This is a genomic window from Leclercia sp. M50 (assembly GCF_037150775.1).
In the GTDB taxonomy this organism is placed as follows: domain Bacteria; phylum Pseudomonadota; class Gammaproteobacteria; order Enterobacterales; family Enterobacteriaceae; genus Enterobacter.
Window position 1 is genome coordinate 22516 of record NZ_JBBCPK010000044.1, and the last position, 13254, is coordinate 35769.

The 13254-nt window shown below is 57.9% G+C and carries 11 protein-coding genes; 3 read left to right on the forward strand and 8 right to left on the reverse strand.

Annotation, left to right across the window (positions count from 1 at the left end; translation table 11 throughout):
- Complete coding sequence (hpaE, locus tag WFM46_RS12505; protein WP_336997729.1) at nt 1-1467, reverse strand: 5-carboxymethyl-2-hydroxymuconate semialdehyde dehydrogenase; 1467 nt, start codon at nt 1465-1467, stop codon at nt 1-3.
- Nucleotides 1467-2741 carry a 4-hydroxyphenylacetate degradation bifunctional isomerase/decarboxylase gene (hpaG, locus tag WFM46_RS12510; RefSeq protein WP_336997730.1) on the reverse strand — a complete coding sequence of 425 codons (1275 nt, stop codon included), beginning with the start codon at nt 2739-2741 and terminating at the stop codon, nt 1467-1469. The genes hpaE and hpaG overlap by 1 nt, the downstream gene beginning before the upstream one ends.
- Nucleotides 2742-3013: 272 nt before the next feature.
- On the opposite strand from hpaG, the gene hpaR reads away from it, so the two are divergent.
- Nucleotides 3014-3454 carry a homoprotocatechuate degradation operon regulator HpaR gene (hpaR, locus tag WFM46_RS12515; protein ID WP_103178148.1) on the forward strand — a complete coding sequence of 147 codons (441 nt, stop codon included), beginning with the start codon at nt 3014-3016 and terminating at the stop codon, nt 3452-3454.
- Nucleotides 3455-3539: 85 nt separating this feature from the next.
- Nucleotides 3540-5204, forward strand: a complete 1665-nt coding sequence (tsr, locus tag WFM46_RS12520) for a methyl-accepting chemotaxis protein (RefSeq protein WP_103178149.1) — start codon at nt 3540-3542, stop codon at nt 5202-5204.
- A gap of 112 nt (nt 5205-5316) precedes the next feature.
- Here the strand turns inward: tsr and WFM46_RS12525 are convergent, their stop codons facing one another.
- Both WFM46_RS12525 and WFM46_RS12530 read right to left on the reverse strand, forming a co-directional pair.
- Nucleotides 5317-6678 carry an MFS transporter gene (locus WFM46_RS12525; protein ID WP_180209948.1) on the reverse strand — a complete coding sequence of 454 codons (1362 nt, stop codon included), beginning with the start codon at nt 6676-6678 and terminating at the stop codon, nt 5317-5319.
- A 207-nt stretch (nt 6679-6885) separates the two neighbouring features.
- Nucleotides 6886-7800, reverse strand: coding sequence for a GntR family transcriptional regulator (locus WFM46_RS12530; RefSeq protein WP_103178151.1), 915 nt, complete (start codon nt 7798-7800; stop codon nt 6886-6888).
- Between the two features lie 148 nt (nt 7801-7948).
- On the opposite strand from WFM46_RS12530, the gene WFM46_RS12535 reads away from it, so the two are divergent.
- Nucleotides 7949-8971, forward strand: coding sequence for a zinc-binding alcohol dehydrogenase family protein (locus WFM46_RS12535; protein ID WP_336997731.1), 1023 nt, complete (start codon nt 7949-7951; stop codon nt 8969-8971).
- A 79-nt stretch (nt 8972-9050) separates the two neighbouring features.
- Here WFM46_RS12535 and opgB read toward each other — a convergent pair whose 3' ends face one another.
- The 4 genes from opgB to dnaT all read right to left on the reverse strand — a co-directional run.
- Nucleotides 9051-11342: a phosphatidylglycerol--membrane-oligosaccharide glycerophosphotransferase gene (gene opgB, locus WFM46_RS12540; RefSeq protein WP_336997735.1), complete on the reverse strand. Its 2292-nt coding sequence runs from the start codon at nt 11340-11342 to the stop codon at nt 9051-9053.
- 215 nt (nt 11343-11557) lie between these two features.
- A complete protein-coding gene (locus WFM46_RS12545; RefSeq protein WP_336997732.1) occupies nt 11558-12067 on the reverse strand; it encodes a DUF2501 domain-containing protein in 510 nt (169 codons plus the stop codon).
- Nucleotides 12068-12150: 83 nt separating this feature from the next.
- Nucleotides 12151-12888: a DNA replication protein DnaC gene (dnaC, locus tag WFM46_RS12550; protein WP_336997733.1), complete on the reverse strand. Its 738-nt coding sequence runs from the start codon at nt 12886-12888 to the stop codon at nt 12151-12153.
- Nucleotides 12885-13254: primosomal protein DnaT (gene dnaT, locus WFM46_RS12555; protein ID WP_336997734.1), on the reverse strand; the 370-nt coding region annotated here is incomplete at its 5' end. The genes dnaT and dnaC, both read right to left, overlap by 4 nt.

Consider the following 13254-nt stretch of genomic DNA (forward strand, 5'->3'; position numbering starts at 1 on the left):
TCATACCCCCCACTTCGGGATCGGATGGTCGCCCATCGAGATACAGACGTTTTTCATCTCGGCAAAGACTTCAAAGCTGTACTCGCCGCCTTCGCGTCCGGTGCCGGAGGCCTTCACGCCGCCAAACGGCTGGCGCAGGTCGCGCACGTTCTGGGTGTTCACAAACACCATGCCCGCCTCGATATTGCGCGCCAGACGCAGCACCTTGCTGACGTCCTGGGTCCAGATGTAGGACGCCAGGCCGTACTCCACGTCGTTCGCCAGACGCAGCCCTTCCGCTTCGTCCTTAAACGGCAGCAGGCAGGCCACCGGGCCGAAGATCTCCTCCTGCGCCACGCGCATGCGGTTGTCGACATCCGCCAGCACCGTTGGGCGCAGGAAGTTGCCGCCTTTCAGATGGGCAGGCAGATCCGCCGGTTTATCCGGGCCGCCCGCCAGCAGGGTCGCCCCCTCCTCAATGCCCAGGCGGATATAGCCGGAGACTTTCTCCCAGTGCTGTTGGCTGATAAGGGCCCCGATCTGGGTATTCGGATCGGTCGGATCGCCCACCCGCAGGCGGTTGGCGCGCTCGGCGAAGCGTTTGACGAATTCCGGGTAGATGCTCTGCTGGATGAAGATGCGCGAGCCCGCGGTGCAGCGTTCGCCGTTGATGGAGAAGATGGTGAACAGGGCGGCATCCAGGGCGCGTTCGATATCGGCATCTTCAAACACCAGCACCGGCGATTTGCCCCCCAGCTCCATGGAGTATTTTTTCAGCCCGGCGCTCTGCATGATGCGCCGTCCGGTGGCTGTGCCGCCGGTAAAGGAGACGGCGCGCACGTCGTGATGGCGCCCCAGCGCGTCGCCCGCCGTGGCGCCATAACCCTGCACCACGTTGAGTACCCCCGCCGGAATACCCGCCTCCAGCGCCAGCTCGCCTAAGCGGTCAGCGGTGAGCGGCGACAGCTCGGACATCTTCAGCACCGCGGTGTTACCCAGCGCCAGGCAGGGAGCGACCTTCCAGGTGGCGGTCATAAAGGGCACGTTCCATGGCGAGACCAGGGCGCAGACCCCCACCGGTTGCACCAGGGTGTAGTTCAGCATCTTGTCGTCGACCGGATAGGTCTTGCCGTTCATCTGCTGGCACACTTCGGCGAAGAACTCGAAGTTGTGCGAGGCGCGCGGGATCAGCACGTTTTTGGTCTGGTGGATCGGCAGACCGGTGTCGGCGGTTTCCATCGCGGCGATCTCCGGCACGTTCTGGTCAATCAGATCGCCCAGGCGACGCATCAGGCGCGCGCGCTCTTTCATCGGCAGGTTGGCCCATTTCGGGAACGCCGCTTTAGCTGCTTCGACGGCCTGGTTGATCTCATCTGCGCCGCCGGAGGCCACCTCCGCCAGCACCTCGCCGGTAGCCGGGTTGGTGGTCTGGAAGGTGTCGCTACCCGCCACGTTTTTACCGTTGATCCAGTGGTTAATCTTTTTCATTATTTGGCCTCCTCGCTGACGATCCGGTTGACCAGACGGCCAACGCCTTCCACTTCCACCACCACTTCATCCCCCGGGCGCACGTCGGCGAGCCCTTTCGGCGTGCCGGTGGCGATCATGTCCCCCGGTTGCAGGGTCATAAATTCACTTAAGTAAGCAATCAGGAACGGGATGCTGAAGATCAGATCCGCCGTGGTCCCTTCCTGACGTAATTCACCGTTGACGAAAGTGCGCAGGGTTAAGTTATGCGGATCGGGAATGGCCGCTTTCGGCACGATGTTGGGGCTGATGGGCGTTAACCCGTCGCGGCTTTTGACCCGCAGATTCGGGCGGTAGTAATTTTCGAGATAGTCGCGGATGGCGTAGTCGTTACAGACCGTATAGCCCGCGACATAGTCCATCGCATCGGCTTCGCTGACCTTACGTGCGGTTTTGCCAATGACCACCACCAGCTCGGCCTCGTAGTGCATGTAGTCGACGTTGTCCGGACGCACCGAAGTCTGGTTGTCGCCGTTAAAGGTGTTCGGCGCTTTGATAAAGACCAGCGGCTCGGTGGGGGGCTTGAAGTCCAGCTCGCTGGCGTGATCGGCGTAGTTCAGGCCGAGGGCAAACAGCGTGGGGTGAGGATTTGCACCCTGAGCGATGGCGACGTCGCGTTCATCGACAACCGGGTTTTCCAGCGCCGGAAAGCCTTCTGCCAGAATGCGCACGCGGTCGCCTGGCTGGAGCGGCACGCGCGAGTGCGGGGTGCCGAGCAGAATCGCGTCGCCGGGGTTGAGCGTTGCAAACTCACTCAGGGCGCTCAGCAGTTCAGCGGCGTTACGCTGCAAATCGGCGGTGTTCCAGTGGTCTGCTTCGCGACCGTTGATCTCGGTGATGATGGTCAGGTTATCCACGTTGTCGACGGCAGCGAGTTCACCCAGCGGGCAAAATCCATCCCGGCATTTGGCTTTGATTGCCGGGCGGTAGAAGCTCTCTTCCGGCAGGCTCACCTCGTTTGCCAGCGCGTACCCGGCAATGTAGTCGGCGGCCTCTTCCGGGCTGACTTTGCTCGCGGTTTTGCCGACAATCAGCGCCACCGTGGCGCCGCTCAGCACCTGTTCCCCTTCAGGATGCGGAATAGCATCGCCGGTGCGGATCAGGGTGTTGCGCGGTTTGATAAACCAGACGGCGGTTTTCGGTGGCGTGTTGTACGGGGGCTGGTTAAACGCGTCCTGCCAGGCGTCGAGCTGGCTGCGGTGATTGAGTGCCACCGCAAAAACAGTACCTTTCATTACTTTCTCCTCGGGCCCGGGTCGCGGGTTTTGAGTTCATTAATATGTTAATGATTAGTTTTTAGCCCCTCGCTGTCTGTTTGGCAAACAAAAGTGAATATTTTGTGATAGTGATAACAATAAATTTACATTTATGTATAATTTATGATATATATCAGTAAGTTAATATTTTAATGTGATATCTGTTAGACTTTTCAGTCGCGCCGCTGGTGCGCAGAGAGAGCGTTATGCATTGATTGTTTCGTTATTAATGATGTTGAGGTGGGAGCGCCATGCACGATTCGTTAACTATCGCACTACTCCAGGCGCGGGAAACCGCGATGACCTTTTTTCGCCCGATTATCAAGCAGCAGAATCTGACGGAGCAGCAGTGGCGGATCGTGCGCGTGCTGGCGGAGCATCCGTCGATGGATTTTCATGACCTGGCCTTCCGCACCTGTATTCTGCGCCCGAGCCTGACCGGGATCCTGACGCGTATGGAGCGCGACGGGCTGGTGCTGCGCTTAAAGCCGCTCAACGACCAGCGCAAGCTCTATGTCTCCCTCACCAAAGAGGGGAACGCCCTGTATGAACGCGCCCAGGCGCAGGTGGAAGAGGCCTATCAGCAGATTGAGGCGCGGTACACGCCGGAAAAAATGCAGCAGCTGACGGCGCTGCTACAGGAGTTTATTGCGCTGGGCGATGGGCAGGTTAACAGCCAGGAAGAGGAGTAGATCGCTTCGGTCATCAACACAATTTCCGTAAAGTTTTCCCATTCCAGGCCGAAAATTCTGTACCTGTCTGGTGGAATGAGAAATCATGTTAAATCGTATCAAGATTGTTACCAGCTTATTGCTGGTTTTGGTTATTTTTGGCCTATTACAGCTCACATCCGGTGGTCTTTTCTTTAATGCCCTGAAGCATGACAAAGAAAACTTCACCGTCCTGCAAACCATTCGTCAGCAACAATCCACGCTTAACAGCAGCTGGGTAGCGTTGCTGCAAACCCGTAACACCCTGAACCGCGCGGGCATCCGCTACATGATGGATCAGAACAACATCGGTAGCGGTGCCACCGTGAACGATCTGATGCAGATTGCTGCTGCTTCACTGAAGCAGGCGGAAAAAAGCTGGGCGGAGTACGAAGCCCTGCCGCGTGACCCGCGTCAGAGTGAAGGCGCCGCGCTGGAAATCAAACGTAACTACGATATCTATCATGGTGCGCTGGCCGAACTGATCCAGCTGCTGGGCGCAGGCAAGATCAATGAGTTCTTCGATCAGCCGACCCAGAGCTACCAGGATGGCTTTGAGAAGCAGTACGTTAACTATCTGCAGCAGAACGATCATCTGTATCAGACCGCCGTGGACGACAGCAACAGCTCTTACAGCCAGGCCCTCTGGATCCTGCTCAGCGTGCTGATCCTGGTGCTGGTGGTGATTGTCGGCGTGTGGCTGGGTATCCGTCACTCCCTGATCTCTCCGCTGAACCGTCTGACTGACAGCATTCGTCATATCGCCGGCGGCGATCTGGTGAAACGCATCGAAGTGGAAGGTTCTAACGAGATGGGGCAGCTGGCCGATACGCTGCGTCACATGCAGGCTGAACTGATGCGTACCGTCGGCGACGTGCGTAATGGCGCTAACGCCATCTACAGCGGCGCGAGCGAAATCTCCATGGGTAACAACGATCTCTCCTCCCGTACCGAGCAGCAGGCGGCCTCGCTGGAAGAGACCGCAGCCAGCATGGAAGAGCTGACCGCCACCGTGAAGCAGAACGCCGAGAACGCCCGTCAGGCGAGCCATCTGGCGCTGAGCGCATCCGAAACCGCGCAGAAAGGCGGCAAAGTGGTGGATAACGTGGTGCAAACCATGCGTGACATCGCCGGAAGTTCGCAGAAGATTGCTGACATCATCAGCGTGATCGACGGTATTGCCTTCCAGACCAACATCCTGGCGCTGAACGCGGCGGTAGAAGCGGCGCGTGCCGGTGAGCAGGGTCGTGGTTTTGCGGTGGTCGCGGGTGAAGTCCGTAACCTGGCCCAGCGCAGCGCCCAGGCCGCACGCGAGATCAAGAGCCTGATTGAGGACTCCGTAGGTCGCGTCGAAGTGGGTTCCACGCTGGTGGAAAGCGCCGGTGAGACCATGGGTGAAATCGTCAGCGCGGTGACCCGCGTAACCGACATTATGGGTGAGATCGCCTCTGCCTCTGATGAGCAGAGCCGCGGTATCGACCAGGTGGGTCTGGCGGTGGCCGAGATGGATCGCGTCACCCAGCAGAACGCCTCGCTGGTGCAGGAATCTGCGGCTGCGGCAGCGGCACTGGAAGAGCAGGCGAGCCGTCTGACTCAGGCCGTGGCGGTGTTCCGCATTCAGCAGGAGCAGCAGAAAGCCCATGCACACGCGGCGGTGAAAACCGTGACGTCGCCGGTAACGACGCGCAAAGCGGCGGTTACCGACAGCGGTGACAACTGGGAAACCTTCTGATGTGAATAGCGCCCTGTTCAGGCAGGGCGCTGTTTTTGTGCCCGGCGGCGCTGCGCTTGCGCGGGCCTACGATTTTGTAGGCCGGGTAAGGCGAAGCCGCCACCCGGCACTATTACTGCTGACGCGGATCGCTGATCGGCTGACGCACCAGGAAGATATAGGCTAACGCCCCCAGCGCCGTGACGCAGCCGCAGATGATCAGCGCCAGGCGGAACGAGTGGGTGGTATCGACGATAAACCCGGTGACAATCGGGGCAAACGAGGCGCAGATGAAACTGGCGAAGTTTTGAATGCTGCCTACCGAGGCGGTCATCCGTGATGCCACGGCCACATGGATCAATCCCCAGCACGATGTGCCCGCAAAGTGGATGCAGAACAGCGCCATCCCAATCAGCAGTACCGCACTCATCGCCGTGGTCGCTTCCGGTACCACGAAGGTGAAGGCCGCCGAACAGAGCATCCCGCTGATAATGCACAGCTTACGGCTGCGTACCGGCGCCATGCCGCGTTTCACCAGCGCATCGGTGGTGAAGCCATTGACTAACATCCCCGCCGCACCAAACAGGAATGGAATGGCCGCCATCAGGCCGGTGCTTTTCAGATCCAGGTTATAGGCCGTTTGCAGATAGCCCGGCAGCCAGGCCAGATACAGCCAGGCGGTATAGTTGATGCCGCTAAAGCCCAGCATCATTCCCCACATGGTGCGGTTGCGGAACAGGCTGCGCCATTCAGCAAAGCTTAAGGGATCGCGACGGGTGTTAACGCTACCGGCGTTGAGGTACGCCTGCTCGACGCCGCTCAGCTCAAGCTCCTCGCGGTTGCGATAGAGCATGTACCAGCCAATGGCGAGGAAAATACCCAATACGCCGATGGTGATAAACATCCCGCGCCAGCCCATCACCAGCATCATTGCCGCCAGCAGCGGCGGGCTGATGGCCACGCCGATGGTCGAGGCGGCGTTGAAAAAGCCCATCGGACGGCCACGCTCTTTGATGTTGAACCAGTCGTTAATTACCTTTACGCCACAGGGGTTCATCGGCGCTTCGCCAATCCCCATCCCGATGCGCACCAGCACGAACTGGGTAAAGCTGTGAACCATTCCGGACATCGCCTGGAACAGCGACCAGAAGAACATTCCCAGCCCCAGCATCAGGCGCGGGCCTTTGCGGTCCAGCAGCGGGCCGCAGGGCAGCTGGGCGATACCATACGCCAGCGAGAACACCGACAGCAGGGCGCCGATCTCGGTGGCGCTGAGACCCAGCTCCTCGCGAATGGTAAGATTTGCCACCGACAGCGAGCTGCGATCGAGATAATTAATGACCGCGGCAAAAAACAATAACAGCATCGCTGTCGTCTGGATGCGCTTTATTCGCGCGCTACGCTGAATAGCACCTGTTGGCGGCAGAGAAATATCTGTTGTCTTTTCTTTGTCAAAGGTGGTCTGCGGGTCGAGAGTTATATTGCTTTTTTCCACGCCGGACTCCTGAATTATTGTAGGGGTATTCTCTGATCTTTTATTAGAGAAATATCTATAACGATAAGTGATGGAATATCCGCATTCCTCACCGCGCAATAAAAAATTAAGTCGACTCCCGGTGAGCATAGGCAGCCGTTATTTTCCCGCGTGTGTCCGATCGCGGAAGCGTGCTGTCCGTAAAGATTTGCTGTTTTTAATCGGTACTTAATAAAAGACCGTCGCGCTCTGGTTAATGGAGCGGATCATCGACTGTTTCGCGGTATGCAGGTGATTACGCATCGCCAGATTGGCATCCAGATCGTTGCGGCAGATAAGCGCGCTAAGGATGGTCATATGCTCATCGATGGCGATGATATTGCGCTGCTTCAGGTCGCTCTCATCCCACTGGTAGTGGAAATGGAAGATGAATGAGATGATCTCCAGCGACTGGTTGAAAAAGATGTTGTTGGCGGCGGAGAGCAGCAGGGAGTGGAAGTCGCGATCCAGCCGGGAGAACTGGCGGAAGCTGTCGCCGATGCTGTCGCGCAGGGCGCGGTGCTCCTCCAGCAGGGTGCGGGCCTGGAGCCAGCGCGGGTCGCTGTCGGGCAGATTGAGGAAATGCTGCAGGGCGTGGGTTTCGAGCATTTCGCGCAGCTCGAATAGCTGCTCAGCCCACGACTGGTCAAACTGCTTCATTCGCCACTGGCCGCGCTTTTCGCTCTCGATCAGGTTGTAGCGGCTAAATTTAAGTAAGTACTCCCTTACCACCACCGGGCTGACGCCTGCGCTACGCGCCAGCGCCAGCTCCGAAAAGGCCTCTCCGGCACGCAGAATGCGCTGGTTGATCATCGACAAAAAGCTCTGCTCAAAAAGCCGGGTCTGCTCGGCCAGCGGCGCGATCTCGCAGCTGAAGCCATCGCTGGCGTCGGGCTTGCGGGCAATCACGTAGTCATTGTTCACCCGCGTCAGTACGCCGCAGTCGCAGAGATGGGCCTGGATGTGGCGCACGGTGGTGCGACTGATGTTGTACATCTCCGCCAGCGCGCTTTGTGAGGGCAGCGGTGACGGAATGTGGCCCCTCGCCATGTCGTCGATCACCTGGTTAATCACGTTATGACGCAAATTTTGCGAACGGCTCATGAAAGATTCCTTCTGGCAGAAAAGGGGGCATTAAAACCCTATTTAAAACGGCTTTATGCGCGGCAATTCACAAATCCCTTTATTGCCCACCCGTTATTTTGCGTTTTCATCAATATCTGAAACCACGACAGAACGGGAGAAACAAAAAATGATGACGATGAATACGCTGGTATGTCAGGAACCGAAAAAATTACGCTGGACGCAGCGGGAAGTGCCCGTTCCCGGCGATGATGAGGCGCTGATAAAAATAAAAACGGTGGGCATTTGTGGGACCGATATACATGCCTGGGGCGGCAATCAACCCTTTTTTAATTATCCCCGCGTGCTTGGGCATGAAATATGTGGCGAGGTGGTAGGGATCGGCAAAAATATTCGCACGCTGCATCAAGGCCAGCAGGTAGCCGTCATTCCTTACGTCGCCTGCCAGCACTGTCCGGCCTGCCTGAGCGGCAAAACCAACTGCTGCGAAGCTATCTCGGTGATCGGCGTACATCAGGACGGCGGTTTTAGCGAGTATCTGTCGGTGCCGGTGAGCAACCTGCTGCCCGCAGACGGGATCGACCCCGAGGCGGCGGCCCTGATCGAGCCGTTTGCGATAAGCGCCCATGCGGTACGCCGCGCAGCCATTCAGCCGGGAGAGCACCTGCTGGTTGTGGGGGCCGGACCGATTGGCCTGGGGGCGGCGGCGATTGCGCATGCGGATGGCGCGCAGGTGGTGGTCGCCGATACCAGTCCCGCCCGGCGAGAACATGTGCAGCGCTCTCTGGGCGTAGCGGCGCTCGATCCCTCGGCAGCCGATTTTACCGATCGGCTGCGGGCGCAATACGACGGGGCCCTGGCGCAGAAGGTGATTGACGCTACCGGTAATCCGCAGGCGATGAACAATACCGTCAATCTGATCCGCCACGGCGGCACCATCGTCTTTGTCGGGCTGCACAAGGGCGATCTGCAATTCTCCGATCCGGAGTTTCATAAGAAAGAGACCACCATGATGGGGAGCCGCAACGCCACCGGGGAGGATTTCGCCAAAGTGGGACGGCTGATGGCTGAAGGCAAATTGACGGCAGAGATGATGCTGACCCACCGCTACGCGTTTCGTGAGCTGGCGGAAGTGTATGAGGCGGAGGTGATTAATAATCGCGGTCTGATTAAGGGCGTGATTGGCTTTTAACGGTTGCCATGCAGCGCCCGGGGAGGTGTTGGGCGCTGTTTTTTTCTTGCGAAGCGGGAGAGGCGAGCCTCTCCCGGGTTTACCCTTCCGCGTTAATCACTTTGATCTCCACCATCCCGATCCCCAGCTGGCGCGGAGAGTGGCCGAGAATGTTCCCCTCGTTAGTGGACTCCGGTGCAGGCGGAACAATCACCAGCGTGCTGCTGTGCGACGGGTTGTCGAAATGCAGCGTCGTGGTGGTGACCTCGTTCCCCAGCGTCAGGGTCTGCTCTTTATCGCCAATACGTACCGGAATCGGTTTGTTAGCGTTTGGTCCCCAGGCTTTGGCGGTGATCACCAGGTCGAATTTCGCCGGCAGCGGCTGGTTATATTCGATCTTCACCTCATCACCCAGTTGCGCGTTAGACCAGCGTCCCCAGGATTCCGGACGCGAGATCCCGCTGAACTGCTTCACCTCTTCGGGCGCCCCTGCCACGTTAAAGACAAAGCTGTCAGCCTTGTAGCGGATGTCGTTGTCGGACACCTTGAGCATGTCGACGTTGCGCTGATAGCGATCGGTGCTGATCACTGTATCTTTAAACGCCGTCTTGCCCTTCCACTGTGCTTTATCGACATGCTGCACGGTCTGCTCGCCGCCTAACTGGCCCTGAGAAACACACCAGTCGGTAGAGAGCGCCAGCGGCTGCGACCAGAGCTGACCCATCTTGTAGCAGCGATCGACCCAGACGAAGTTATCTCGCGGGGCGAAATCCGCCAGCTGGTAGCGCAGCGGAGCCGAGTATTCGCTTTCCGGCAGCGGTTCCACTCGCTTATCGGAAACGCGCAGCAGCAGCGGCAGGCGGAAGTGGCTGTCAGAGAAGGCCATCATGTTTTTCTGGCTGTCGATGGTAAATTCTTTCAGCTCTTTCGGGAAGTTCCACAGGCGAATGACGTCCGGTTTCCACGCCAGCACTTTTTCCTTCATGTTGAGGAACACTTCAGACAGCGACTGCCCGGAGAGGCTACTGCGGCCCAGGCCGATAAAGTTATCCCCGCCGAGGATATCCAGCACCGTCGCGCCGTTATCCATGGTGTTGCGCTTCACGGCCATCACCTCCTGCTGCGGCTTATCGCCACGCAGGATAAAGAACAGGTTGCTGCGATCGTGCTTGTTCAGCGCATCCCAGGCGGTGTTTTTCATCGCCAGATGGTCGGAAGAGACCACAATCACCGTGTTTTTGAAATACGGCGAGGCTTTGATTTTTTCGATCAGCGCCGCAATGTGCTCCTGACTACAGCCCACCGCGCTAAAGGATTGATTGGGCTTGCCGTCAAGGGCATAGCGCTTGCGCTGGCAGGTGCGGGAGATAAAGCCGTCCGGGTGGTGCGTATCCACCGTCAGGGCAAACAGCGAGAAGCGTTTGCCGGACTGTGACAGCGCCTCGAATTTTTTCCAGGTTTCATCCAGCACCGTATCGTCATAGAAGCCCCAGTCGTTGCGGTAGGTCGGATCCGCGACGGTGGTTTTTAACTCTTCTGCACCGTAGAGATGGTCAAAACCGTGGGACTTCAGGAAAACATCTTTCCCGGCGAAACGCAGGTTGGCGCCCTGCATGAAGTAGTTCTCGTACCCGGAGTTTTTCAGGATATCGCCGAGACAGATATTCTGCGGGAAGAAGCTCGACACCGATGCGGAAGCGTTACCTTCAAACGGGGCGAACAGCGGAATGCCACACTGGGAGGCGACCATGCCGGCGATGGTGTAATCGGTGCCAGGCAGCTGCGCGGTGTGGCTGAAATCGATCCCCTCATTTTTGATAGCACCCAGCTCCGGCGCGAGATCCGGGAAGGCGTCATTATCAAAGTAGGTGCGCTCCAGGCTTTCGCCATAGATATAGACCAGATTGAGTTTCGGGTTCGGAATGGTTTTACCCGGCTCTTTGTAATACGCCGCAAAGTCGGGATCGCCATCGCGCGACTGCGATTTCACCAGCTCGGTGATCTGGTGAAACGCCGGGCTGGCATCCACCGAGGCGAGGGCCAACACCAGCGCCAGCAGGCTGTAGCCGAGGTGATGCGGATGATGGCGACGGCGGCGCAGGATCCAGCCCAGCAGGCCAAATACCGCCACCAGGGCAACCACCACGCCAATACCAGGAAGTATGTACTTACTAACCCCGGCACCGGTCAGACTGTTGGTCAGGGTATAGAGAACAGCATCGTTAATGCCGTCGCCGGTAAAGTAGTCACTGGCGTAGAGGGTAATGTTCAGTACGACAAAAAGCCCCAGCACCAGCAGGGTGACAGCAAACCACCAGGTGTTACGACCCGCTTTGCGGGAATAGATAACCACCGAGGCGATAAACAGGGCAACAGAAATAAACTCTGACAACAGCTTATCCTCAACAAAGGCATCCGCCGATTGGCGGATTAACTGTTTAATTTTTGGGTGATCCAATGTAATGGCGATGCCATCAAGCTGCAATTGTAGTGTCACGCAATTGTGCTGTTGTTAGGATTTGGTTTAGAAAATCGAATGTTTGACGGGCGTCGCTTTCTGCGGGGAAGGGGAGAAACGCCGCGGCAGCCGTCGCGGCGTGTCGGGGATCAGGAGATAAAGCTCATTCCCTGTTTCAGGACAAAATCACAGGCCTGGGCTTTGACCTTCTTCGCCAGCGGCGAGTTGCCGATGGTTTCCAGATTCAGCTGTTCGCCGTTATTGGCATTCAGCAGACCCTGGATCCCTTCCAGATAGTTGGTGTCCTGCTGCTGCTCTTCCTGGGTGTCGAGACCCAGCTTACCCAGCACCTGATTTTTAATGTTGGTGGCGTCGGTCATCGAGGCCAGCTTCTCTTTGGCGCAGTACTCGAGGATCCCGGCTGCGTTATTCATGTTGCTGGCAGAGAGCGACTGGGTGCCGTTGTTGAGCAGACCGGTGAGCGAGGAGAGGGAGAGGCCTCCGCTCTGGGAGGTTGTAGTGGTGGTGTTGCTGCTACTGCCCGCGCTGAGCTGGCTGGCGGCGCTGTTGAGCGTATCCTGCCAGGAGGAGGTCGCCTGGGCTGTACCGGTCATCAGGAGGGCGCTGACTGCGGCGCTAAGAAGAAAATGTGTTTTCATAAGACCTACTCTGTCGATTGCCCGCCGGGGCGGAATGGCAGCCAGTATAAACCTCGCGACAGTGCAGGACTTGGGTAAATATCCTAATACTCTTTACCGGTAACGCGGCTGCGATAGCTTTCCCAGTCAAAAATCACATACAGACTGTTACCCAGTTTCATGCGATCCATCACCCGCTCGCCCAGCAGACGGGTCATCTCTTCAACGTTATGGTTGGTCAGCATGCCGGTCGGGCGTTTGGAGGAGGAGCGGCGATCGACAATCTGGTTGATGATCACCTTTTCATAGCGCGATTCGGTCTGCACGCCGATTTCATCAATCACCAGCAGATCCACGTTACTCAGATCGTTCAACAGCTGTTCTTCGCTGGTCTCCCGGTTGCTGAAGGTATCTTTCATGGCGGACATGATGTCAGCCACGGTGATGATCAGCACCGATTTACCGCGCAGCAGCAGTTCGTTGCAGATGGCCGCCGCGAGATGGTTTTTGCCGGTGCCCGGCTTGCCGCTGAAGATAAAGCTGGCGATGTTGCCGTCGAACTCTTCTACGTACTGGCGCGCCTGTTGCAGAGCCTGGAGCTGTCCCTGGGTCTCCACCTTGTAGTTGTCGAAGGAGCAGTTCTGATGCAGAGGACGAATGCCGGAGCGGTTAAAGGTGCGCTGCATCTTCATGGCGCGGTTCTCCCGCGCCAGCGCCGCCGCACGGATCTTACCCTGCTCTTTTTGCCACGCCAGCAGCTCTTCACCGGTGGTAAAGGCCGGTTTGACGTTAGTGGGCATGATCTTCTGCAGACGTTTCATCAGTTCGCCGAACTCTTTCATTTGGCACCTCGGAATCCGTGGGGGATCTGTTTATCCGGTTCTGAAAAGGTATTCACATCGCGTCTGGCCTGGTTGCCGCTGCTGGCCCGGTTGATCTGCACGCTGCGCGCCAGCTTCTGCTGCCACTGGATATGGTGAAAGACTTTCCCTTCCGCCTGCCAGTACGCGGTAAAGGCGGCCAGCTCCTCAGGGGCGACGGGCTGGGTGAGGGCAATGCCCCACAGCGCCGCCTGACGCTGGAAATCGGGGTCCGGCTGCCAGCCACTGTACATGGCGAATTTGCCCATCGGCACCGCAACCGGCGCGCTGGTAGGCTCCTCGAAGAATTGGGTATCCAGAGTGACGTCACTGGCCGGGCGCGCCAGG